This window comes from Pseudomonas asiatica, from assembly GCF_009932335.1.
Lineage (GTDB): Bacteria > Pseudomonadota > Gammaproteobacteria > Pseudomonadales > Pseudomonadaceae > Aquipseudomonas > Aquipseudomonas asiatica.
Genome location: NZ_BLJF01000003.1, coordinates 723,163 through 747,206, shown reverse-complemented (window position 1 = coordinate 747,206; position 24,044 = coordinate 723,163). Strand labels below are relative to the sequence as shown.

General features: G+C 63.3%; 19 protein-coding genes. 10 read left to right on the top strand and 9 right to left on the bottom strand.

The features are described 5' to 3' along the window. Positions 1–74 precede the first annotated feature (74 nt). Complete coding sequence (locus GYA95_RS25915) at positions 75–263, top strand: hypothetical protein (protein WP_137108938.1); 189 nt, start codon at positions 75–77, stop codon at positions 261–263. Positions 264–357: 94 nt separating this feature from the next. Further along, positions 358–4,311 (top strand): trifunctional transcriptional regulator/proline dehydrogenase/L-glutamate gamma-semialdehyde dehydrogenase, encoded by a 3,954-nt coding sequence (gene putA, locus GYA95_RS25910; protein ID WP_015272041.1) that lies wholly within the window; start codon positions 358–360, stop codon positions 4,309–4,311. A 102-nt stretch (positions 4,312–4,413) separates the two neighbouring features. Here putA and GYA95_RS25905 read toward each other — a convergent pair whose 3' ends face one another. The 3 genes from GYA95_RS25905 to GYA95_RS25895 all read right to left on the bottom strand — a co-directional run bounded on the left by GYA95_RS25905 (position 4,414) and on the right by GYA95_RS25895 (position 6,040). Continuing rightward, on the bottom strand, positions 4,414–4,665 hold the full coding sequence (locus GYA95_RS25905; protein WP_043936290.1) for a DUF3077 domain-containing protein: 252 nt from the start codon (positions 4,663–4,665) through the stop codon (positions 4,414–4,416). A 268-nt stretch (positions 4,666–4,933) separates the two neighbouring features. Beyond that, the gene (locus GYA95_RS25900; RefSeq protein ID WP_015272043.1) at positions 4,934–5,371 is read right to left on the bottom strand and encodes a hypothetical protein; all 438 of its coding nucleotides are present in this window, start codon (positions 5,369–5,371) and stop codon (positions 4,934–4,936) included. Positions 5,372–5,476: 105 nt separating this feature from the next. Further along, a complete protein-coding gene (locus GYA95_RS25895; RefSeq protein ID WP_015272044.1) occupies positions 5,477–6,040 on the bottom strand; it encodes a hypothetical protein in 564 nt (187 codons plus the stop codon). Between the two features lie 373 nt (positions 6,041–6,413). Between GYA95_RS25895 and GYA95_RS25890 the strand changes: the two genes are divergently transcribed. The 7 genes from GYA95_RS25890 (at position 6,414) to yccS (ending at position 17,739) form a co-directional block, all read left to right on the top strand. Further along, entirely contained in the window at positions 6,414–8,216 is a 1,803-nt protein-coding gene (locus GYA95_RS25890; protein ID WP_015272045.1) for an acyl-CoA dehydrogenase, read from the top strand. A gap of 32 nt (positions 8,217–8,248) precedes the next feature. Continuing rightward, positions 8,249–9,691 (top strand): TldD/PmbA family protein, encoded by a 1,443-nt coding sequence (locus GYA95_RS25885; RefSeq protein ID WP_015272046.1) that lies wholly within the window; start codon positions 8,249–8,251, stop codon positions 9,689–9,691. Next, complete coding sequence (locus GYA95_RS25880; RefSeq protein WP_015272047.1) at positions 9,691–11,010, top strand: TldD/PmbA family protein; 1,320 nt, start codon at positions 9,691–9,693, stop codon at positions 11,008–11,010. Before GYA95_RS25885 ends, GYA95_RS25880 begins: the two co-directional genes overlap by 1 nt. A gap of 127 nt (positions 11,011–11,137) precedes the next feature. After that, a complete protein-coding gene (gene mdtD, locus GYA95_RS25875; protein WP_015272048.1) occupies positions 11,138–12,565 on the top strand; it encodes a multidrug transporter subunit MdtD in 1,428 nt (475 codons plus the stop codon). A gap of 112 nt (positions 12,566–12,677) precedes the next feature. Next, positions 12,678–14,015, top strand: a complete 1,338-nt coding sequence (gene dbpA / locus GYA95_RS25870; RefSeq protein ID WP_230396947.1) for an ATP-dependent RNA helicase DbpA — start codon at positions 12,678–12,680, stop codon at positions 14,013–14,015. 137 nt (positions 14,016–14,152) lie between these two features. After that, positions 14,153–15,334: a BaiN/RdsA family NAD(P)/FAD-dependent oxidoreductase gene (locus tag GYA95_RS25865; protein ID WP_015272049.1), complete on the top strand. Its 1,182-nt coding sequence runs from the start codon at positions 14,153–14,155 to the stop codon at positions 15,332–15,334. Positions 15,335–15,555: 221 nt separating this feature from the next. Further along, positions 15,556–17,739, top strand: a complete 2,184-nt coding sequence (gene yccS, locus GYA95_RS25860) for a YccS family putative transporter (RefSeq protein ID WP_015272050.1) — start codon at positions 15,556–15,558, stop codon at positions 17,737–17,739. A 131-nt stretch (positions 17,740–17,870) separates the two neighbouring features. Here the strand turns inward: yccS and GYA95_RS25855 are convergent, their stop codons facing one another. After that, positions 17,871–18,608 (bottom strand): substrate-binding periplasmic protein, encoded by a 738-nt coding sequence (locus GYA95_RS25855; RefSeq protein WP_043935950.1) that lies wholly within the window; start codon positions 18,606–18,608, stop codon positions 17,871–17,873. Positions 18,609–18,763: 155 nt separating this feature from the next. Between GYA95_RS25855 and GYA95_RS25850 the strand changes: the two genes are divergently transcribed. Continuing rightward, positions 18,764–19,216 (top strand): GNAT family N-acetyltransferase, encoded by a 453-nt coding sequence (locus GYA95_RS25850; RefSeq protein ID WP_015272052.1) that lies wholly within the window; start codon positions 18,764–18,766, stop codon positions 19,214–19,216. Positions 19,217–19,305: 89 nt separating this feature from the next. Here the strand turns inward: GYA95_RS25850 and GYA95_RS25845 are convergent, their stop codons facing one another. The 5 genes from GYA95_RS25845 to GYA95_RS25825 all read right to left on the bottom strand — a co-directional run bounded on the left by GYA95_RS25845 (position 19,306) and on the right by GYA95_RS25825 (position 24,019). Next, positions 19,306–19,602: a winged helix-turn-helix domain-containing protein gene (locus tag GYA95_RS25845; protein ID WP_013974495.1), complete on the bottom strand. Its 297-nt coding sequence runs from the start codon at positions 19,600–19,602 to the stop codon at positions 19,306–19,308. A 12-nt stretch (positions 19,603–19,614) separates the two neighbouring features. After that, positions 19,615–20,115, bottom strand: coding sequence for a M48 metallopeptidase family protein (locus GYA95_RS25840; RefSeq protein ID WP_003259625.1), 501 nt, complete (start codon positions 20,113–20,115; stop codon positions 19,615–19,617). Positions 20,116–20,154: 39 nt separating this feature from the next. Further along, on the bottom strand, positions 20,155–22,281 hold the full coding sequence (locus GYA95_RS25835) for a putative bifunctional diguanylate cyclase/phosphodiesterase (protein ID WP_015272053.1): 2,127 nt from the start codon (positions 22,279–22,281) through the stop codon (positions 20,155–20,157). A gap of 243 nt (positions 22,282–22,524) precedes the next feature. After that, positions 22,525–23,589: a class II fructose-bisphosphate aldolase gene (gene fba, locus GYA95_RS25830; RefSeq protein WP_015272054.1), complete on the bottom strand. Its 1,065-nt coding sequence runs from the start codon at positions 23,587–23,589 to the stop codon at positions 22,525–22,527. 100 nt (positions 23,590–23,689) lie between these two features. Then, positions 23,690–24,019, bottom strand: coding sequence for an MliC family protein (locus GYA95_RS25825; protein ID WP_015272055.1), 330 nt, complete (start codon positions 24,017–24,019; stop codon positions 23,690–23,692). Between the last annotated feature and the right edge of the window lie 25 nt (positions 24,020–24,044).

The following is a 24,044-nucleotide window of genomic DNA, read 5'->3' as shown; positions in this document are numbered from 1 at the left end:
GCGTGTGCCCTGGCGTTTGTTTTTATGTCATGCACAACCGCAGCCATGGCGGTTGCACCCAGGCGGCGAATCCTATGCAACAACGCAAAGCGGGTGCAACCATTTTTCATTTGCAAGTTGCACCTTCTCGTGCATTTTCAGACAAATCTGATTTTTTGCTCCTTTTGGGAGCAACAACCTCGCTTTTCAGAATAAAACGCACCGAAAACGACCCTTTTCCGGGCATGGAAATGACGGTCGGACGAGTTGCACCTTTTCCATGAAAAATTCGGGTTGCACCTGGTTGCACCCGAATTGTCCTACAGCTACTCTTGGCGCCAGCTTAGGCCACAACCGTGGCAATAACGAGGATAAGAAATGGCGACGACCACCCTTGGGGTCAAACTCGATGACCCGACCCGTGAGCGACTCAAGGCAGCTGCGCAGTCGATTGACCGCACCCCGCACTGGTTGATCAAGCAAGCGATCTTCAACTACCTGGAGAAGCTCGAGGGTGGTGCCACCCTGACCGAACTCAACGGCCATGCCAGCAACCTGGCCGACGATGCCGGAGAGGTCCAGCCCGACCACAGCCACCAGTGCTTCCTCGAGTTCGCCGAGAGCATCCTGCCGCAGTCGGTGCTGCGCTCGGCGATCACCGCCGCCTACCGCCGCCCCGAACAGGAAGTGGTACCGATGCTGCTGGAGCAGGCGCGCCTGAGCGCCCCGCTGGCCGAAGCGACCAACAAGATGGCCGCCGGCATCGCCGAAAAACTGCGTAACCAGAAGAGCGCTGGCGGTCGTGCCGGCATCGTTCAGGGCCTGCTGCAGGAATTCTCGCTGTCGTCCCAGGAAGGCGTGGCACTGATGTGCCTGGCCGAAGCCCTGCTGCGCATCCCCGACAAGGGCACCCGTGACGCGCTGATCCGCGACAAGATCAGCACCGGCAACTGGCAGCCGCACCTGGGCAACAGCCCGTCGCTGTTCGTCAACGCCGCCACCTGGGGCCTGCTGCTGACCGGCAAGCTGGTGTCTACCCACAACGAATCCGGCCTCACCTCCTCGCTCACCCGCATCATCGGCAAGAGCGGCGAGCCGATGATCCGCAAGGGCGTCGACATGGCCATGCGCCTGATGGGCGAGCAGTTCGTCACCGGCGAAACCATCGCCGAAGCCCTGGCCAATGCCAGCCGCTTCGAGTCCAAGGGCTTCCGCTATTCCTACGACATGCTCGGCGAAGCCGCACTGACCGAGCACGACGCACAGAAGTACCTGGCGTCCTACGAGCAGGCCATCCACTCGATCGGCAAGGCCTCCCATGGCCGTGGCATCTATGAAGGCCCGGGCATCTCGATCAAGCTGTCGGCGCTGCACCCGCGCTACAGCCGCGCCCAGTACGAGCGCGTGATGGAAGAGCTGTACCCGCGCCTGCTGTCGCTGACCCTGCTGGCCAAGCAATACGACATCGGCCTGAACATCGACGCCGAAGAAGCCGACCGCCTGGAGCTGTCGCTCGACCTGCTCGAGCGCCTGTGCTTCGAGCCTTCTCTGGCCGGCTGGAATGGTATCGGCTTCGTCATCCAGGCCTACCAGAAGCGCTGCCCGTATGTGATCGACTATGTCATCGACCTGGCCAAGCGCAGCCGCCACCGCCTGATGATCCGCCTGGTGAAAGGCGCCTACTGGGACAGCGAAATCAAGCGCGCCCAGGTCGAAGGCCTGGAAGGCTACCCGGTCTACACCCGCAAGGTGTACACCGACGTGTCCTACGTTGCCTGCGCCCGCAAGCTGCTGGCCGTGCCAGAAGCCATCTACCCGCAGTTCGCCACCCACAACGCCCACACCCTGTCGGCCATCTACCACATTGCCGGTCAGAACTACTACCCGGGCCAGTACGAGTTCCAGTGCCTGCACGGCATGGGCGAGCCACTGTACGAGCAGGTGGTCGGCAAGATTTCCGAAGGCAAGCTGAACCGTCCGTGCCGCGTCTATGCACCGGTCGGCACCCACGAAACGCTGCTGGCCTACCTGGTGCGTCGCCTGCTGGAAAACGGCGCCAACACCTCGTTCGTCAACCGCATCGCCGACCACTCGATCTCCATCCAGGAACTGGTCGCCGACCCGGTCGCCAGCATCGAGCGCATGGGCACCCAGGAAGGCAGCATCGGCCTGCCGCACCCACGCATCCCGCTGCCGCGTGAGCTGTATGGCAGCGAGCGGGCCAACTCGGCCGGCATCGACATGGCCAACGAACACCGCCTGGCATCGCTGTCCTGCGCCATGCTGGCCACCGCCCACAACGACTGGAAAGCCACGCCACTGCTGGCCTGCGCTGCCAGCGAAGGCACCGCCGCACCGGTCCTGAACCCGGCGGACCACCGCGACGTGGTCGGCCATGTTCAGGAAGCCACGGTCGCCGACGTCGACAACGCCATCCAGTGCGCACTGAATGCCGCTCCGATCTGGCAGGCCACCCCGCCTGCCGAGCGCGCCGCCATTCTGGAACGCACCGCCGACCTGATGGAGGCCGAAATCCAGCCGCTGATGGGCCTGCTCATCCGCGAAGCCGGCAAGACCTTCGCCAACGCCATCGCCGAAGTGCGTGAAGCCGTGGACTTCCTGCGCTACTACGCGGTGCAGGCACGCAACGACTTCAGCAACGACGCCCACCGCCCGCTGGGCCCAGTGGTGTGCATCAGCCCGTGGAACTTCCCGCTGGCGATCTTCACCGGCCAGGTAGCCGCAGCGCTCGCCGCCGGCAACCCCGTACTGGCCAAGCCGGCCGAGCAAACCCCGCTGATCGCTGCCCAGGCCGTGCGCCTCCTGCTGGAAGCCGGCATTCCTGAAGGCGTGCTGCAGCTGCTGCCTGGCCGCGGTGAAACCGTCGGTGCCGGCCTGGTGGGTGACGAGCGCGTCAAGGGCGTGATGTTCACCGGTTCCACTGAAGTGGCCCGCCTGCTGCAGCGCAACGTCGCCGGCCGCCTGGACAACCAGGGCCGCCCGATCCCGCTGATCGCCGAAACCGGCGGCCAGAACGCGATGATCGTCGACTCCTCGGCACTGACCGAACAGGTGGTGATCGATGTGGTGTCCTCGGCCTTCGACAGCGCCGGCCAGCGTTGCTCGGCACTGCGCGTGCTGTGCCTGCAGGAAGACTCCGCCGACCGCGTGATCGAAATGCTCAAGGGTGCCATGGCCGAAAGTCGCCTGGGCTGCCCGGACCGCCTGGCCGTGGACATTGGCCCGGTGATCGACGCCGAAGCCAAAGCCGGCATCGAGAAGCACATCCAGGGCATGCGCGAGAAAGGTCGCTCGGTCTACCAGGTGGCCATTGCCGATGCTGCCGAGCTCAAGCGCGGCACCTTCGTCATGCCTACCCTGATCGAGCTGGAGAGCTTCGACGAGCTCAAGCGTGAAATCTTCGGCCCGGTGCTGCACGTGGTGCGCTACAACCGTCGCAACCTGGACCAGTTGATCGAGCAGATCAACAACTCCGGCTACGGCCTGACCCTCGGCGTGCACACCCGCATCGACGAGACCATCGCCAAGGTGGTGGAAACCGCCAACGCCGGCAACATGTACGTCAACCGCAACATCGTCGGTGCAGTGGTGGGCGTGCAGCCGTTCGGTGGTGAAGGCCTGTCCGGCACCGGCCCGAAAGCCGGCGGCCCGCTGTACCTGTACCGCCTGCTGTCGACCCGCCCGGCCGACGCGATTGGCCGCCACTTCCAGCAACAGGACGGCGAAGGCAAGCCTGACCGCGCCCTGCACGAACAGCTGATCAAGCCGCTGCACGGCCTGAAGGCATGGGCCGAGAGCAACCAGCTGACCGACCTCGCCACGCTGTGCAGCCAGTTCGCCAGCCAGTCGCAGAGCGGCATCGCCCGCCTGTTGCCAGGCCCGACCGGCGAGCGCAACAGCTACACCATCCTGCCGCGTGAGCACGTGCTGTGCCTGGCCGACAACGAAGCCGACCTGCTGGCGCAGTTCGCCGCAGTGCTGGCCGTTGGCAGCTCGGCGGTATGGGCGGACGGCGAGCCGGGCAAAGCCCTGCGTGCCCGCCTGCCGCGAGAGCTGCAGGCCAAGGTCAAGCTGGTGGCGGACTGGAACAAGGATGAAGTGGCGTTCGACGCCGTGATCCACCATGGCGACTCGGACCAGCTGCGCGGCGTGTGCCAGCAGGTGGCCAAGCGTGCCGGGGCGATCGTGGGTGTGCACGGGCTGTCCAGCGGCGACCACCAGATTGCGCTGGAGCGCCTGGTGATCGAGCGGGCAGTGAGTGTGAACACTGCTGCTGCCGGTGGTAATGCCAGCCTGATGACCATTGGCTGAGGTTGAGGGTTGTTAACGAAAAAAGGAGAGCTTCGGCTCTCCTTTTTTTTATGGGGGCTGGGGTTGGGCTGACAGGTGTTCATTCAATCGGAAGCCAAACCCTCACTGCTTCATCCCCAACTCAGCATCATCCATCAGTGCCTTGGCCATCGCACTCAGGTAATGGGCAGCCCAGATCATCATCGGCTTCTCATCCATCAGCCCGGTAATGGTCAATTCGCGGACATTACCCATCAACTCCGACGACTGCTCACGGGCGTCCCTGCACGGGATGCCAGGCTCGATGCGGCTTGGGTGTCTTCTGTTGTCATTGTTCAACCCCCTGATAATTCTCGAGTGCCTGGCCGGGCCTATTCGCGGGCGCGCCCGCTCCCACAGGATCACCACAAGCTTCATGACTTGCACCGTACCTGTGGGAGCGGGCATGCCCGCGAAAGGGCCGGCTCAGGCGACACATCATTAAGCCTCAGTGCGAAGTTCGCGACCTAGATTAGGATCTTCGAGTGAATCTGCGTTCAGGGGTGGATCAGGAACTATCACCACCTGCTGTCAAACAAGAGGGTGGCAGCTGTGCATGGGTTGACTGACCGGTAGAAAAATCCAAAAAACCCGGCGCACACCGTTACCCGCGCTTTCGCCAGAGCCACAATAGGCACCAGCCTTTCCCAGCCTCCGAAATCAGCATCAGCCCAATCCACACCGAGTTACTGATACTGGAAGCCAGCATCGGCAACAACAGGATTATGGATATCGACGGAACGATAAAAAAGATGCGAAAGGGGATCTGCACCATCGCCAAGTAGACAGCCAACCGGCAACGCATAAGAAACAACCCGCAGGTCGCTATCAACGAAAGCTGCAGAATCAGGCCTAGCCAGACGATTAGCTCTAGCCCTCCTCCCCAGATCTGCATGTTGCTCAATGCGTCCTTGAAATCCGACCAGAAAGGTATGGCACCTCGCTCCGTACTGCGGAAAACATAAAGGCAGATGTAGAACGCGTCCATGCCTCCCCAAAACAGGAAAGCGATCGCATGCCAGCTCAAGTTCGAGTTCTTCAATATGCTCCCTCTTCGAACCGCGCCGGAATACCGAGCTTCGCAGGGGCGGCCTTTCGCCGCGAAAGGGCCGCAAAGCGGCCCCGGCAAATTCTGCTGCGACGCTGCTCAAGCCATGGACGAAAGTGTGATCAAAGCAAACAGCTGCGCTGCTGTAATTACGGCAGCCAGCAGCATCCACAACCAATTGGCCAGCGTGAAACGGCTGTTGGCCACTCCTGCCTCATCCCCCGCGCTGAAATTGGCGCCTTTCTGCATGGGCACCAGAATGACCAACCAAGCTGCTTGAATGACTACACCCGCAAAATACGCCGCCCACAACTGATCATCCAGAATCACAGTGGCAGCCACCCAGACAGCACACATACCGTAGTAGCCCAGCGTGAGCCCCAGAATGGACCAAGGGTAGGTTCTGCCTGACTCGCGAATATGATCATTCACCCTTCTCAATAACGGGTAGATGAAGAACACTGCAAAAGCGCTTCGCCAGAATGGGCTGACCTTTTCTCCTGTCCTCACTCCATACAGCTTCCAGCTCTGATAAAAGCAATACAGCCAGTAAAAACCAAGGGTGAAGAAGATCATTACGCCAAACTTCAGGGGCGAGACTACGAAGAAGGGAAGTTGCTTGCCCTCGAAATCAGTCAAGTCGTTCTTGTGGACATCACTCATCAGAAAAGCCTCATTGCGAACACCAAAGCACACATTCAAGGCCAAATGGCATTCGATCCGCAGTAGTCCAGTTCCACTCTGACTTGTGGGAAACGTCTCTACATTTTCCTGCGCCTGCTCCGGCCCTTTCGCGGGTAAACCCGCTCCTACAGGTGCAGCGTTGATGGCTGGGGCTGCGCAGTACTTGTGGGAGCGGGTTTACCCGCGAAAGGGCCCGAACAGGCAAAACAACAACTGCCCCCACCCCGCGTGATCTGTTCGACCAACCACCAGGCATCCCGGAGTTCTCAACCCATATCACCCAAACCTATTAACCTGTCCCCCACCCCACCACCCTCCTACACTCGCAGCATCCCGCCTCAGGACCGCGACCATGCCCGAGACCCTGCTCAACCCCCGCAACCTCGCCTTCGAACTCTACGAAGTCCTCGACGCCGAGGCCCTGACCCAACGCCCGCGCTTCGCCGAGCACAGCCGCGAAACCTTCGATGCGGCGCTTTCAACTGCCCGCACCATCGCAGAGAAATTTTTCGCCCCGCACAACCGCAAGGCCGACGAAAACGAGCCGCGCTACGTGGATGGCCGAGCCGAACTGATCCCTGAAGTGAAACCCGCCGTCGACGCCTTTCTCAAAGCCGGCTTCCTCAACGCCAACCGTGACTTCGAAGCCGGCGGCATGCAGCTGCCGAGCCTGGTTTCGCAGGCCTGCTTCGCCCACTTCCAGGCGGCCAACGCCGGCACCACGGCCTACCCGTTCCTGACCATGGGCGCGGCCAACCTGATCGAGAGCTTCGGCAGCGATGAACAGAAACGCCTGTTTCTGCAGCCGATGATCGAAGGCCGCTACTTCGGCACCATGGCCCTGACCGAACCCCACGCTGGCTCGTCGCTGGCCGATATCCGCACCCGCGCCGAACCTGCCGGTGACGGCAGCTACCGGCTCAAGGGCAACAAGATTTTCATTTCCGGCGGAGATCACGAGCTGTCGGAGAACATCGTGCATATGGTTCTGGCCAAGCTTCCGGATGCTCCGCCCGGCGTGAAGGGCATCTCGCTGTTCATCGTACCCAAGTACCTGGTCAACGAAGATGGCAGCCGTGGCCCGCGCAACGATGTGCTGCTGGCAGGGCTGTTCCACAAGATGGGCTGGCGCGGTACTACCTCCACCGCGCTGAACTTCGGCGACAACGGCCAGTGCGTCGGCTACCTGGTCGGCCAGCCGCACCAGGGCCTGGCCTGCATGTTCCAGATGATGAACGAGGCACGCATCGGTGTCGGCATGGGCGCAGTGATGCTCGGTTACGCCGGCTACCTGTATTCGCTGGAGTACGCCCGCCAGCGCCCGCAGGGTCGGTTGCCGGACAACAAAGACCCGCACAGCCCCGCTGTGCCGATCATCGAGCACAGCGATGTGAAACGTATGCTGCTGGCACAGAAGGCCTACGTGGAGGGCGCCTTCGACCTGGGTCTGTATGCCGCGCGCCTGTTCGACGACACCCAGACTGCCAGCGACGAAAGGGCCCGCAAGCAGGCGCAGGAACTGCTCGACCTGCTGACCCCGATCGTCAAATCCTGGCCCTCGACGTTCTGCCTCAAGGCCAATGAACTGGCGATCCAGATCCTCGGGGGCCACGGCTACACCCGCGAGTACCCGGTAGAACAGTACTACCGCGACAACCGCCTGAACCCGATCCATGAAGGCACCGAGGGCATCCAGTCGCTCGACCTGCTGGGCCGCAAGCTGGCGCAGAACAATGGCGCCGGCCTCAAGCAGTTGATCCGGTCGATCGCTGCCACCGGTGAGCGCGCCAGCCACCATGCGAACCTCGACCCACTGCGCCAGCCGCTGGAGCAACTGGTCAACCGCCTGCAAGGTGTGACGCTGGCGTTGCTGGGTGACCTGGCCGAGGGCAAAGTCGCCGGCGCCCTGGCCAACTCGGCTCTCTACCTCAAGGCCTTCGGCCACTGCGTGATTGGCTGGCGCTGGCTGGAACAGGCGATCCATGCCGAACTCGGCCTGCTCAAGGGCAAACCCACCGACCGCGACTTCTACCTCGGCAAGCTGCAGGCAGCGCGTTATTTCCTGACCTGGGAGGTACCTGGCTGCCATAATGAGCTGGCATTGCTCGAGGCGCGCGACGACACTTGCCTCGCCATGCAGGACGAGTGGTTCTAAGGGGGAGCCACCGTGTACACGGAGGCTTCCACATGTTCGATACCAGCGCCCTGCTGCGCCAGCGCTTTGCCACGCTGCGCAGTACGGCCGAGCTGTTTTCCCTGCGCCATGTGAAACAGTCGCACCAGGCGCTGTCGGTTCGCCGCAACGTCGCGGAACCACCCTTCTTCAGCCAGGACGAGGGCGCCATGCTCACCGTGCGGGTGAATGGCGTGGAAGCCTATGCCGCCACCGCCGACCTGTCCCAGGCCGGCCTGCAGCGCGCCCTGGAGCAGGCCGAGGCGCTGGCTAGGCAGATCGCCCGATACAACCTGCTGGACCTGCGCGAGCAACCGGTGACCAGCGCACGCCACGACCACATTTCGCCCAACTTCGACCAACCCGTGCCCAACCTTGCCGACTGCCTTGGCCTGCTCGCTGCCGAATCGGCCAGCGTGCCCAAGGACAGCCGCCTGGTGGACTGGCAGGCCAGCCTGGGCCTGAGCCTGGTCGAGCAGACCTACCTGAACTCGGCCGGCGCCGAGCTACGCCACGCCCAGCGCTTCCTGTTCCCGGGCCTGGGGGTGACCGCCAGCGACGGCCAGGACAGCCAGAGCCGCAGCCTGGGCCGCGACAACTTCGGCCAGCAGGGCGGCTTCGAGGTCATCGAGCGCTGCGGCCTGGTCGGTGCTGCCCGCCGGGTGGCCGACGAGGCGCTGCAACTGCTGCTGGCGCCGAACACCCCCAGCGGCCCGCGCGACCTGCTGTTGATGCCGGACCAGATGATGCTGCAGATCCACGAATCCATCGGCCACCCGCTGGAGATGGACCGCATTCTCGGCGACGAACGCAACTACGCAGGTACCAGCTTCGTCAAAGCCGATGACTTCGGCCACCTGCAGTACGGCTCCGCGCTGCTCAACGTGACCTTCGACCCGACCATCGGCGAAGAGCTGGCCAGCTACAGCTTCGATGATGACGGCACCCAGGCCAGCAAGCAGTTCCTGATCCTCGATGGCCTGCTGCTGCGCCCGCTGGGTGGTGCGCTGTCGCAGTTCCGCTCCGGCCTCGACGGCGTGGCTAACAGCCGCGCCTGCGGCTGGAACCGTGCGCCGATCGACCGCATGGCCAACCTCAACATCGAGCCGGGCGACCAGAGCCTGGATCAGCTGGTGAAAGGCATCGAGCACGGCATCCTGATGCGCACCAACCGTTCCTGGTCCATTGATGATGCTCGAAACAAGTTCCAGTTCGGCTGTGAATGGGGCCAACTGATCGAAAACGGCGAGCTCAAGGGCATCGTCAAGAACCCCAACTACCGTGGTATCTCCGCGCAGTTCTGGCGCAACCTGGCGGCGGTCGGCGACAGCAGTACCTTCCAGGTGCTGGGCACGCCCAACTGCGGCAAGGGCGAACCCAACCAGGTGGTACGGGTGGGGCATGCCTCGCCGGCCTGCGTGTTCCGCCAGATCGACGTATTCGGAGGAGACGCCTGATGAAACACGCTTTCGAAACCCTGGTCGGGGATGTGCGCAAAGCCCTGCAGACGGGCGAACAGTTCACCCTCGGCTACAGCGCCGAACAATCGCAATTCGTGCGTTTCAACCATGCCAAGGTGCGCCAGGCCGGCACCGTGAACCAGGCCGGCGCGCAACTGCGGCTGATCCGCGATGGCCGCCAGGCAGAGCAACAGGTGACCTTGAGTGGTGACACGCAACTGGATAGCCAGCGTCTGTTCACGGCCCTGGAGCAACTGCGCCAGACCTTGCCACTGCTGGCGGTCGATCCGTACCTGCGCCTGGACGAAAGCGCCTGGCACAGCCACAGCCAGCAGGAGCAGCCGCTGCCCGAACTGAGCGATGTGCTGACCTTGCTCGAGCGCGAAGCCGGCGACCTTGACCTTGTCGGCATCTACGCCGCCGGCCCCATCTGCCGGGGCTTCGCCAGCTCGTTCGGGGCCTTCGGCTGGCACCAGGCCAACAGCTTCAACTTCGACTGGAGCCTGTTCCACGAAAACGGCGAGGCGGTGAAGGCCAATTATGCCGGGCAAGTGTGGAGCGCCGACGACTTCACCGCACGCCTGCGCCAGGCGCGGGAACAGCTGGGTTTCCTTGGCCGCCCTGCCGTCACGCTGAAGCCTGGCAGCTACCGCGCCTACCTGGCCCCGGCGGCCATGGACGAAATAGCCGGCATGCTGTGCTGGGACGGTTTTTCCGCACAGGCCCTGGCCACTGGCAACAGTGCCCTGCAGCGCCTGTACAACGGCGATGCGCGGCTGAGCCCACTGGTGAGTTTCACCGAGCAGGTCAGCGGTTCGCTGAGCCCTGCGTTTTCCGATGAAGGCTCGCCGCGCCTGGATGTGCCGTTGATCCAGCAAGGCGAGGCCCGGCAGCGATTGATCAGTGCGCGCAGTGCGGCCGAGTTCGAGCTGTTGGCCAATGGCGCCGATAGTTACGAGTCACCGTGTGCGCTGAGCCTGGCAACAGGTAGCCTGCCGAACGAGCAGATTCTGGAGCGGCTCGGTACCGGGCTGTACATCAGCAACCTGTGGTACCTGAACTATTCCGACCTGCCGGCGGCACGCATGACCGGGCTGACCCGCTTCGCCACCTTCTGGGTGGAGAACGGGCAGATCCAGGGCCCGGTGAGCACCATGCGCTTCGATGACAGCCTGTACAGCTTGCTCGGCAGCCAGCTGGAGGACCTGACAAGCGAGCGCGAGATGATCCTGTCGACCAGTACCTATGGACAGCGCAGTACCGGGTCGAGTCATTTGCCGGGGGCACTGGTCAAAGGCCTGACCCTGACACTGTGATAGGCATTACCGGCCTCTTCGCGGGCATGCCCGCTCCCACAGGTATTGCACCATCATCGGATGCGGTGCGATACCTGTGGGAGCGGGCGTGCCCGCGAAAGGGCCGGCACTGACAAACGAGGAAGTCATGCCCGAACGCACCCCGCTGGACCCTGTCACCGCCCGCTGGATCCCTTGGGTGGTGGCCATCGCCTTTTTCATGCAGTCCCTGGACGGCACCATCCTCAACACCGCACTGCCAGCCATGGCCCGGTCGCTGGCCGAAGACCCGCTGCGCATGCAGGGCGTGATCATCGCCTACATGCTCACCGTGGCCCTGCTGATCCCCGCCTCAGGCTGGATCGCCGACCGCTTCGGCACCAAGCGCATCTTCTTCAGCGCCATCCTGCTGTTCAGCTTCGGCTCGCTGCTGTGCGCCGCCGCCAACAGCCTCGGTTTCCTGATCTTTGCCCGTGTCGTGCAAGGGCTGGGCGGTGCGCTGATGCTGCCGGTCGGGCGCTTGGTAGTCCTACGTGCCTACCCGCGCACCGAGCTGGTGCGCATCATGAGCTTCATCACCATCCCCGGCCTGCTCGGGCCGCTACTGGGCCCGACGGTTGGCGGCTGGTTGGTGGAAATACTGAGCTGGCACTGGATCTTCCTGCTCAACCTGCCGGTCGGCCTGATCGGCTGCTATGCCGTGTGGAAGTTCATCCCCGACCTGCGCGGCGCCGAGCGCACCACGTTCGACGGCCCCGGGTTCCTGCTGTTTGGCGCAGCGATGGTATTGATCACCATCGCCATGGAAGGCCTGGGCGAACTGCACCTGCCGCACCTGCGGGTGATGTTGCTGCTGTTCGCCGGCATGGCCTGCCTGGCGGCCTACTGGCTGCGCGCCGGGCGCGACCCGGAGCCGTTGTTCTCACCCAGCCTGTTCCGCGTGCGCACCTTTGCCATCGGTATTCTCGGTAACCTGTTCGCCCGCCTGGGCAGCGGCGCGCTGCCGTTCCTTGTGCCGTTGCTGCTGCAAGTGGCGCTGGGCTACTCGCCGGCCCAGGCCGGCATGAGCATGATCCCGCTGGCGGCTGCGGCGATGCTGGCCAAGTCCATTGCCCGACCACTGATCGAACGCTTTGGCTACCGCATCATCCTCACCGGCAACACCCTGCTGCTGGGCCTGCTGCTGGCCAGCCTCGGGCTGGTCGACGAACAGACGCCCTATGCCGTGCTGCTGATTCAGCTGGGCCTGCTCGGCGCGGTCAACTCGATGCAGTTCACCGCGATGAACACGGTAACCCTGATCGACCTCGACGACGCCAGCGCCAGCAGCGGCAACAGCCTGTTGTCGGTGGTCGCGCAGCTGGCCCTGAGCCTGGGCGTGGCATGTGCAGGGGCATTGCTCGGCGGCTTTACCGCAGCCGGAAACGCCGACGGTGTGGAAACCACCTTGGGTGCATTCCAGCTGACCTTCGTTACCATCGGCGTGATGGCCATGCTGGCGGCGGCAATATTCCTGCAGCTGTCGCCGACGGACGGAAGGCGTGCCCGTCGTCCGGAACAACACATGGAGTCGTAGGGTGAATGGCCATGAGGCTGGTAGACTATGCGGCATTTTTCGCTTCGCACCGCAGGCCCGCCTCGTGACCACCGAATCCACCGCCTTTGCCACCTTGCCGCTGTCCACTGCCATGCTGGCCAACCTGGACGCCCTCGGCTATGCCTCGATGACACCGATCCAGGCCCAGAGCCTGCCGGTCATCCTCAAGGGGCAGGACCTGATCGCCCAGGCCAAGACCGGCAGCGGCAAGACCGCCGCCTTCGGCATCGGCCTGCTCAACCCGATCAACCCGCGCTACTTCGGTTGCCAGGCGCTGGTGCTGTGCCCTACCCGCGAACTCGCCGACCAAGTGGCCAAGGAGCTGCGCCGCCTGGCCCGCGCCGAGGACAACATCAAGATCCTGACCCTGTGCGGCGGCGTTTCGCTGGGCCCGCAGATCGCTTCGCTGGAGCACGGCGCACACATCATCGTCGGCACCCCAGGGCGCATCCAGCAGCACCTGGACAAAGGCACCCTGGTGCTCGACGGGCTGAACACCCTGGTGCTGGACGAGGCCGACCGCATGCTCGACATGGGCTTCTTCGATGCCATCGCCAGCATCATCGGCAAGACCCCGTCGCGCCGCCAGACCCTGCTGTTCTCGGCCACCTACCCGGCCGGCATCAAGCAACTGGCCGCCGACTTCATGCGCAACCCGCAACAGGTCAAGGTCGAGAGCCTGCATGCCGACAATCAGATCGAGCAGCGCTTCATCGAGATCGACCCGCAACAGCGCCTCGAGGCGGTCACCCGCGTGCTCGGCCACTACCGCCCGCAGTCCTGCGTGGCGTTCTGCTTCACCAAGCAGCAGTGCGAGGATGTGGTCGCCCACCTGACCGCCAAGGGCATCGTTGCCCAGGCCCTGCATGGCGACCTGGAGCAGCGCGACCGCGACCAGGTGCTGACCATGTTCGCCAACCGCAGCAGCTCGGTGCTGGTGGCTACCGATGTGGCCGCCCGCGGCCTGGACATCGATGGCCTGGACATGGTCATCAACGTCGAACTGGCGCGTGATGCGGAAATCCATGTGCACCGTGTCGGCCGCACCGGCCGTGCTGGCGAGAAAGGCATTGCGGTCAGCCTGGTGGCACCGGCCGAAGGCCACCGCGCCCAGGCCATCGAAGACCTGCAGAAGAGCCCGCTGCGCTGGGACCAGCTGGACAGCCTGAAGCACAAGGGTGGCGAACCGCTGCTGCCGCTTATGAGCACCCTGTGCATCGCTGCCGGGCGCAAGGACAAGCTGCGCCCGGGTGACATCCTCGGGGCGTTGACCGGTGATGCCGGTATCCCCGGCAAGCAGGTGGGCAAGATTGCGATCTTCGATTTCCAGGCGTTCGTGGCCGTGGAGCGACCGCTGGCCAAGCAGGCCATGCAGCGCTTGAACAGCGGCAAGATCAAGGGGCGCTCCCTGAAAGTCCGCATCGTCTGACCTAATTTTGGGGCCGCTTTGCGGCCCTTTCGCGACACAAGGCCGCTCCTACAGGGGATCGCAAACTCCTGTAGGAGCGGCCTTGTGTCGCGAGAGGGCTGCAAAGCAGCCCCCAGCAATCCTGAAGAGGTAACACCGTGCACTCCACCGACGTGATCATCCTCGGCGCCGGCGCCGCCGGCCTGATGTGCGCACAGCTCAGCGCCCGCCGTGGCCGCCGGGTACTGGTGCTCGACCACGCCAACAAACCGGGCAAGAAAATCCTCATGTCCGGCGGCGGCCGCTGCAACTTCACCAACATGTATACCGAGCCGGGCAACTTCCTCTCGCAGAATGCGCATTTCTGCAAGTCGGCCCTGGCTCGCTACACCCAGTGGGACTTCATCGAGCTGGTGTGCAAGCACGGCGTGGCCTACCACGAGAAGAAACTCGGCCAGCTGTTTTGCGACAACAAGGCCAGTGACATCCTCGACATGCTGCTGGCCGAATGCGATGAGGCCGGCGCCGAGATCCGCATGCACACCAGCATCGAGCAGATCGAGAAGACCGAAGGGGGCTACCTGCTGCAGACCAGCGGCGGCCAGTTCGCCTGCCAGTCGCTGGTGATCGCCACCGGCGGCCTGTCGATCCCGACCCTGGGTGCCACCGGCTTCGGCTACCAGGTGGCCCGCCAGTTCGGCCACACCCTGCTGCCGACCCGCGCCGGGCTGGTGCCGTTCACCATCACCGAGCCCCAACTGAAGGCACTGTGCACCGAGTTGTCCGGCACATCGCTGGATTGCACCGCCAGCTGCAACGGCACCAGCTTCCGCGAGAACCTGCTGTTTACCCACCGCGGCCTCAGCGGCCCGGCGATTTTGCAGATTTCCTCGTTCTGGGAAGCAGGCGACACAGTCGAGATCAACCTGCTGCCCGACCGTGATGCACTGACCTGGCTGCAACAGATGCAGGCCGAACGCGCCAACACCGAGCTGAAAACCGTGCTGGGCGAGGTATTTACCCGCAAGCTGGCCAACCTGCTGGCCGAGCAGTGGTTCGAGTCCCGGCCCATGAAGCAGTACACACCGGCGGAACTGGCACAGATCGCCGAGAAGCTGGCGAACTGGCAGGTGGTACCGGCCGGCACCGAGGGCTATCGCACTGCCGAAGTGACCCTGGGCGGCGTGGATACCCGAGAGGTGTCGTCCAAGACCATGGAATCGCTGAAAAGCCCTGGGTTGTATTTCATTGGTGAAGTGCTGGATGTGACTGGCCATTTGGGCGGTTTCAATTTCCAGTGGGCCTGGGCCTCCGCCAACGCCGCGGCGCAGTTCGTGTAGAGTAGAATCCATTCAGCAGCACGGAATGCTTCTTGCTGGCCCGTGCTGGGAGTGCCGAAATTCGCATGGGGCTGCCATGCAGCCCATTCGCGGCACAAGGCCGCTCCTACAGGGGACGCGATCGACTGTAGGAGCGGCCTTGTGCCGCGAATGGGCCGCACAGCGGCCCCAATGACACGGCCTCGAACGGTATTTCTCTGATCACTGCCTAGCAGGCCATCATGTCATCGAGCTCGTTCCGTCAGTCACTGCGTCGCCTGTGGGGTCAAGACAAGTTCAGCTACAGCATCCGGGTCACCATCGCCCTCACCGGCAGCCTGGCCCTGTGCTGGTACCAGAACGAAATGGCCCTGCTGATTCCGCTGTTCCTCGGCATCATCGCCAGCGCCCTGGCCGAAACCGATGACAGCTGGCAGGGCCGCCTCAGCGCCCTGGCCGTCACCCTGGTGTGTTTTGCCATCGCCGCACTGGCGGTCGAACTGCTGTTCCCCTACCCGTGGGTATTCGTCATTGCCCTGGCCTTGGCGGCCTTTGGCCTGACGATGCTCGGTGCCTTGGGCGAACGCTATGGTGCCATCGCTTCAGCGACCCTGATCACTGCGGTGTACACCATGATCGGCGTGGACCAGCGCGGCGGCCAAGTCACCGATTTCTGGCACGAACCGCTACTGCTGGTGGCGGGCGCAGCCTGGTATGGGCTGCTGTCGGTGCTGTGGCAGGCGCTGTTTTCCAACCAGCCGGTGCAGCAGAGCCTGGCCAAGCTGTTTTTCGAGCTGGGCAGCTACCTCAAGCTCAAGGCCAGCCTGTTCGAACCCGTCCGCACCCTAGACGTCGAAGCCCGGCGCCTGGAGCTGGCCCAGCAGAACGGCAAGGTGGTGGCGGCGCTCAACGCGGCCAAGGAAATCATCCTGCACCGGGTGGGCAACAGCCAGCCGAACTCCAAGGTCAGCCGCTACCTCAAGCTGTACTTCCTGGCCCAGGACATCCATGAACGGGTCAGTGCTTCGCACTATCCCTACAACGCCCTGACCGAGGCTTTTTTCCACAGCGACGTGATGTTCCGCTGCCAGCGCCTGCTACGCAAACAGGGCTCGTCCTGCCAGGAGCTGGCCCGATCGATCCGCCTGCGCCAGCCGTTCGTGCTGGCCAGCGGTTATCCCGAAGCCCTCGAAGACCTCAACGCCTCGCTGGAACACCTGCGCACGCAGAACAACCCGGCCTGGCGTGGCCTGCTTCGCTCGCTGCGGGCACTGGCGGCCAACCTGGCGACGCTCGACCGCCTGCTCAGCGCCGCCAGCAACCCGGACAGCCTGGCCGACACCGGCGATAGCAGCCTGCTCGACCGCTCGCCACGCTCGCTGAAGGATGTGTGGACCCGACTGCGCACCCAACTGACGCCGACCTCGCTGCTGTTCCGCCATGCCCTGCGCCTACCCCTGGCGTTGTCGATCGGCTATGGCATGGTGCACCTGATCCACCCCACTCAGGGCTACTGGATCATCCTAACCACGCTGTTCGTGTGCCAGCCCAACTACGGTGCGACCCGACGCAAGCTGGTGCAGCGGATAGCCGGCACCGCCGTCGGCCTGACGGTAGGCTGGGCATTGTTCGACCTGTTCCCCAACCCGGTCATCCAGTCGTTGTTCGCCGTGGTCGCCGGGGTGGTGTTCTTCGTCAACCGCACCACCCGTTACACCTTGGCAACAGCCGCGATCACCCTGATGGTGCTGTTCTGCTTCAACCAGATCGGCGATGGCTATGGCCTGTTCCTGCCGCGTCTGTTCGATACCCTGGTCGGTAGCCTGATCGCCATCCTTGCGGTGTTCCTGTTCCTTCCCGACTGGCAGGGGCGACGGCTGAACAAGGCGCTGGCCAATACGCTGGCCTGCGCCAGCGTGTACCTGCGGCAGATCATGCAGCAGTATGCCCACGGCAAGCGCGATGATTTGGCCTACCGCCTGGCCCGGCGCAACGCCCACAACGCCGACGCGGCGCTGTCCACCACCTTGGCCAACATGCTGATGGAGCCGGGGCATTTCCGGAAGGAGGCCGACGTCGGCTTCCGCTTCCTGGTGCTGTCGCATACCTTGCTCAGCTACCTCTCGGGGCTGGGCGCGCACCGCGACACCGCCTTGCCGGCGGAGGTGCAGGAGCAATTGATCGAAGGTGCCGGGCAAAGCCTGGCCAGCAGCCTGGACGAGATTGCCAACGGCCTGGCCGCGCGGCTACCAGTGGCGATTCACAGTGATGCCGAAGAGGCGCTGGCCAATGCCCTGGAGCAGATGCCGGAAGAGCTGGACGAGCACCAGCGGCTGGTACAGACGCAGTTGGCGTTGATCTGCCGGCAGTTGGGGCCGCTGCGGACCTTGGCAGCGCATTTGATCAAGGAAGGTGCACCGGCCTGAGTTGTAATATCGTCTGTGCCGGCCTCTTCGCGGGTGAACCCGCTCCCACAGGAACCCCACAAGTTTCAAGTCCTGTGTAATACCTGTGGGAGCGGGTTTACCCGCGAAGAGGCCGGCACAGGCGATATAGATCAAAAGCCATGCTGGCGCATGAGCCGCGCATAGCTGCCATCCGCCTTCATCGCCGCAATCGCCTGCTCGAACCGCTCGACGATCCGCGCATGCTCCGGGTTTTTCAGGCTGACCAGGATATGCAGGGTGTTCTCTCCCAACGGCGGCTCCACCAGCATCACCCCATCGCGTACCTCCGGCAGCTCGCGCTGCAAGTTGTAACGGGCCACGTACTCGTCTTCCACCGCCAGGTCCACCCGCCCTGCCGCCAGCATGCGTACCGCAGAGGGAAAGTTGCGCACCGCCACCTTGTGCAGGCGAGTGTCGCGGTCGAACGCGGGAGAATAGGCGTAATCACGCACCACAGCGATGCTGTAGGGGTACAAATCTGACTGGCGCTTGTAACGAAACGCCTCGCCCTTGCGTTGCAACAGGCGAATGCGGTTGACCAGGTAGGCTTCGGAAAACTGCCCGATGCTGGCGCGCGAGTCGTTGTACCAGGCGTTGATCAGTACGTCGTAACGCCCCTCGCTCACCCCCAGCAGAGCCCGCGCCCAAGGAGCCTCTTCGACCCCACTGGTGTAGCCGGCCCGGGCCAGCGCCGTGGTGACGATGCTGGTCGCCAGGCCACCGCCCGGCATGCTGGCATCGGTGAACGGCGGCCAATTGTCGGCCACCAGCCGCAGCTTTTCGTGACCCAGGGCGGGTGTTGCAAGCATCATTGCCAACAATCCCAGAACACAAAGCAGTGGCCGCATGCTCACGTCCTTTCGCAATGGAGGGCACACACTGCCAATGAGATTACACAAAGGCGTCGCCGAGGGCAGCGGCCAATAGTGTCATTTAGCCTCTATTTTGGCCGTGGCACGTGCATCATGCGATGATCGACGGTCCACTCAAGGAGTTCGCACCAATGTCCATCGACTGGCTTTGCAAGCACCACACCGATCTCAGCAAGGACCAGCTCTACGCCATTCTGCAGTTACGCACGGAAGTGTTCGTGGTCGAGCAACGCTGCGCCTACCAGGAAGTCGATGGCCAAGACCTGACCGGCGATACCCTGCACCTGATGGGCTGGCAGGATGACCAGCTGGTGGCCTACCTGCGCCTGCTCGACCCGCAATCCCAGGGTGGGGATGTGGTGATCGGGCGGGTGGTGACTGCACCCGCGGCGCGCGAGCTGAAGCTGGGGCATACCTTGCTGCTCAAGGGGTTGGAGGCAGCGGAGCATTGCTGGCCGGGGGTGCCGGTTTACCTGTCGGCGCAGGCGCATTTGCAGGCGTTCTATGCCCGGCATGGGTTCGCTGTGGTGGGCGAGGAATATCTTGAGGATGACATTCCGCATATCGGGATGCGCAAGGGTTGAGATCGCCGGGGGTGCTTCGCCCCCCTTTCGCGACACAAGGCCGCTCCTACAAGGGAATGCGATCATCTGTAGCAGCCGCCCCCAGTGGATCAGGGATACCCCAGCACTTCGCGAACCTGCCGCAGATGCTGGATGATCCACTGCTTGTCGATCGCCCCCCAGTCATGAATGCGGTAATGCCCGGCGTGGTTGCGCGCGCCTTCCTGCTGTTCGAACTCGCAGACGATATCCAGGTCGGCTAGTGCCGCAATGGTGTCCTGGGCGGTGCGCCGGGGCATGCCGGTCGCTTCCATCAGGGCCGGAACGCTGGTCGCGGTCTGGCTGTCGATCAGCCAGGCCACGTACAGGCGCCGGTAGAAGCTGCTCTTGGTCTTGCTCACTTCCATGCTGCGTGGTCCTTAACAGTTGCCCGGCAGCTCCCGATAGGTCAGGTAGACGCGCAGGTCGAATTCCAGTTGGTGGTAGTCCGGCTCCATGTGCTGGCAGAGCTGGTAGAACGCCTTGTTGTGGTCGCGCTCGCGCAGGTGTGCCAGTTCGTGCACCACGATCATGCGCAAGAACTGCGGCGCGGCCTCCTTGAACAGCGAGGCAATGCGGATTTCCTTCTTCGCCTTGAGCTTGCCGCCCTGCACCCTTGATATCGCCGTATTCAGGCCCAGGGCCCGATGGGTCAGGTCGAGACGATTGTCGAACAGCACCTTGTCCAGGTTCGGCGCGCTGCGCAGGTATTGCTGGCGCAAATCCTGGGCATAGCCGTACAACGCCTTGTCGTTCTGCACGTCATGGCGGTCGGGGTAGCGGCGCTGCAGGTACTCGCCCAGGCGGTCGCTGTCGATCATCTGCCGCACTTGCTGCTGCAGGTGCGGCGGATAAGCTTGCAAATATCGTAATACGGTCATGGCGCTGCATTCGGTGTAACGAATGCCGATTCTAGCCAATCATGGCCCCGGCCAGGAGAAAATCGCCGGGAAGCTGCTGGCATCCGTGGCGGTCATCGGGTAAGCCACCAGGAACCCCTGCACGTACTCACAGCCATTGGCTTTGAGCCAGGCTGCCTGAGCCGGGGTTTCCACCCCCTCGGCGATCACCGTGATGCTGTAGTCGAGGCACAGGCCGATGACGCTGCGCACCAGCGCGGCATCCACCACCGAGTCGGGCAAGCGCGCCACCAGGTGGCGGTCGAGCTTGAGGGTATCGATCGGCAGGTCGCGCAACATGCGCAACGAACAGTCGCCGGCACCAAAGTCATCCAGCGCCACCCGCACACCCAGCTCACGCAAGCGGTGTATCTGTTTCACTGCCGCATCGATGTTGTACATCAGCGAGGTTTCCGCCACTTCCACCTCTAGCTGCGCCGGGTCCAACTGGTAAAGCTGGATGACCCGGTGCAGTTCGTCGACCAGGCTGGGCATGGCGAACTGCGCGCGGCTCAGGCTGATACCCAGCACCAGGTCCGCCGAGAAACGCTGGCACCAGGCCTGGCGCTGTGCCGCGCCCTGGCGGTAGATCCAGCTGGCCAGGCGGTTGATCAAGCGCGCCTCTTCCAGCAACGGGATGAACAGCCCCGGAGGTACGTCGCCGACACTGGGATGCTGCCAGCGCAACAACGCCTCGAAGCCACGTAGGCGGCCATCGATGAAGCCGACCTGCGGCTGGTAAACCAGAGTGAAGTCTTGCTGCTCCACGGCCGTGCGTACGCTGTCCTCGAGCATCAGCCGCGAACGTGCCCTGCCATTGAGTTCCTGATCGTAGAAGCGATACTGCTGGCGCCCGGCCTGCTTGGCTGCGTACATCGCCGCATCGGCCGCGCGCAGCAGGCCTTCGACATTGGCCCCGCAATCCGGATAAGTGGCGATGCCAATGCTCACCCCAAGGCTCACATCCAGCCCTTCCACCTGGTGGCTGATGGAAATGCGTTCCAGCAACCGCTCGGCATAGCGCCCAGCCTGCTCCGGGTAAGGCAGGCTGTCGAACAGTGCAGTGAACTCGTCCCCGCCCATGCGCGCCAGCAGCGCTTCACTGCCCAGGCAATCCTTGAGCTGTTCGGCCACCCAGTGCAGCACCCGGTCGCCCGCGTCGTGGCCGAGCGAGTCGTTTATGCGTTTGAAACCATCCAGGTCCATGTACATCAGCGCCTGTGCCTTGTCCGAGCGCTCATTGCGCAGCAGCGCACCTTCGGCGGCCTGGTAGAACCCGCGGCGGTTGAGCAGGCCGGTAAGCGGGTCGGTGACGGCCTGGTACTCCAGCTGCTGGTGCAGGTTGCGCACCACCGACATGTCCAGCACGGTGACCACCATGGCCTGTTGCTCGGCCGGCAGTGGAGCACAGGACAACGCCACCGGCACCAGCTCCCCGCCAAGGGTGCGCAGCTGAGCATCGTGAACACGGAAGATGCGCCCCCCCAGGTAAGCCTGGTAGAACTCCGACTCGTTCCACAAGCAGGCACTGGCCAGTTGCACCAAATCCAGCAGATGGGCGCCCTGCAACTGCTGGACTGGCGCTGACAACAAACGGGAAATGGCCGGGTTGGCAAAGCTGATGATGCCTTGGGCATCCACCACCAGAATGCCCTCGGCAGCGTTCTCCAGGATCGACGCGTTGAACGCCCTGGCCGTTTCCAGTTCACGGGTCAGGCGCTGCAGCATGCGCCGATTGCGCTGCTGGTCGAGCAGGGCCTGGACCTTGGGCTTGAGAATTTGCGGGTCGAACGGTTTGAACATGTAGTCCACGGCGCCACTGGCGTAACCCTTGAGCACGGCCGCTTCGGACTGTTCATTGGCGGTGAGGAAAATGATCGGGGTCAGCCGAGTGCGCTGGCTGCCGCGCATCAGTCGGGCGACTTCGAAGCCGTCCATCTCCGGCATCTGTACATCCAGCAGCACCAGGTCGACATCGTGTTCAAGCAAAGCACCCAGGGCTTCCATCCCCGAGTTTGCCGTCAACACCTGCCAATCCTGACGGGCCAGCAATGCCCGCATGCTGATGAGGTTTTCGGGGTAATCGTCTACCACCAGAAGAACCGAGTTGCCATCCAGTGGCTGAGGGTGAGGTTGAGCGCCATCCATGCTGCTTCTCTATTATGTGACCGACTTCAAGATACGGTTGGATCCACTAGTACTCTAGACCTGAGCGGATAACACGCAATGCAATCAGAACGCTATCAGTGCCTCAACTATACGGTAGCCGACTAACGGTCGCTTTGCCGGGAATATGTGCCGGCCTTTTCGCGGGCATGCCCGCGCAAGGTTCTAACACCCAAAAATGAAAAAACCCGCATCGCTGCGGGCTTTTTCATCAATACCAGAAGATCAGTTGACCTTGGCGGCCAGCTCACCTTTCAGGTAGCGCTGGTACATGCCTTCCAGGGAGATCGGCTTGATCTTCGAGGCATTGCCAGCGGTGCCGAAGGCTTCGTAACGAGCGATACACACGTCACGCATGGCCTTGATGGTTTCACCGAAGAACTTGCGCGGGTCGAACTCGCTCGGGTTCTGCGCCATCAGGCGGCGCATGGCACCAGTGGAAGCCAGACGCAGGTCGGTGTCGATGTTGACCTTGCGCACGCCGTACTTGATACCTTCGACGATTTCCTCGACCGGTACACCGTAGGTTTCCTTGATGTCGCCGCCGTACTGGTTGATGATCGCCAGCCACTCTTGCGGCACCGAGGACGAACCGTGCATCACCAGGTGGGTGTTGGGGATGCGCTTGTGGATTTCCTTGATGCGGTCGATGGCCAGCACGTCACCGGTTGGTGGCTTGGTGAACTTGTAGGCACCGTGGCTGGTACCGATGGCGATGGCCAGGGCGTCGACCTGGGTCTTCTTGACGAAGTCGGCAGCCTCTTCCGGGTCGGTCAGCATCTGGCTGTGGTCAAGCACGCCTTCGGCGCCGATGCCGTCTTCTTCACCGGCCATGCCAGTTTCCAGCGAACCCAGGCAGCCCAGCTCGCCTTCTACCGAAACACCGCAGGCGTGCGCCATGGCAACGGTCTGCTGGGTAACGCGAACGTTGTACTCGTAGTCGGTCGGGGTCTTGCCATCTTCACCCAGCGAGCCGTCCATCATCACCGAGCTGAAGCCCAGCTGGATCGAGCGCTGGCAGACGTCAGGGCTGGTGCCGTGGTCCTGGTGCATGCACACCGGGATATGCGGGAATTCTTCGATGGCCGCCAGGATCAGGTGACGCAGGAACGGGGCACCGGCATATTTGCGGGCACCGGCCGAAGCCTGGACGATCACCGGGGAGTCGGTCTTGTCGGCCGCTTCCATGATGGCGCGCATCTGCTCGAGGTTGTTGACGTTGAAAGCTGGTACGCCGTAACCGAACTCGGCGGCGTGGTCCAGCATCTGGCGCATGCTAATGAGTGCCATTGTGTATCTCTCTCCCGACAAGCGTCGTTTGTTTCGTGCAAGCCTGCCGCAGGGGCGGTTGCTGTTCAAGTAGTGTGGGCCACCCTCGCGGCCCGGCCAGTCACGGTGCCTTGCAGCCCCGCCCAATCAGATCGTTGGTTGCCACCCAGTACACCAGGCCTTCTTCGCCCTTGGTATGGAAGGCCAGCATGCCATCGCTGTACAGCGCACCCGAAGCACCCGGCTCGGCCTTGAGCCGGTAGACCTGGTCGCCGCCACCAAGGCGCACATCGACCTGATCGCGCTGCACATCGGCGAAGCGCCACAGCACTTCAGCCTGGGTGTCGCAGACCCAACGGGTCCAGTCGTCTGCCGGGGCGGGTTGCGCCGGCTTCAGCAGCGAGCATCCTGCCAGTGTCGCCAGGGCCGTCACGGCCAAAAGCGCTTTCATTACATATCCTCTAGATGACCATGCA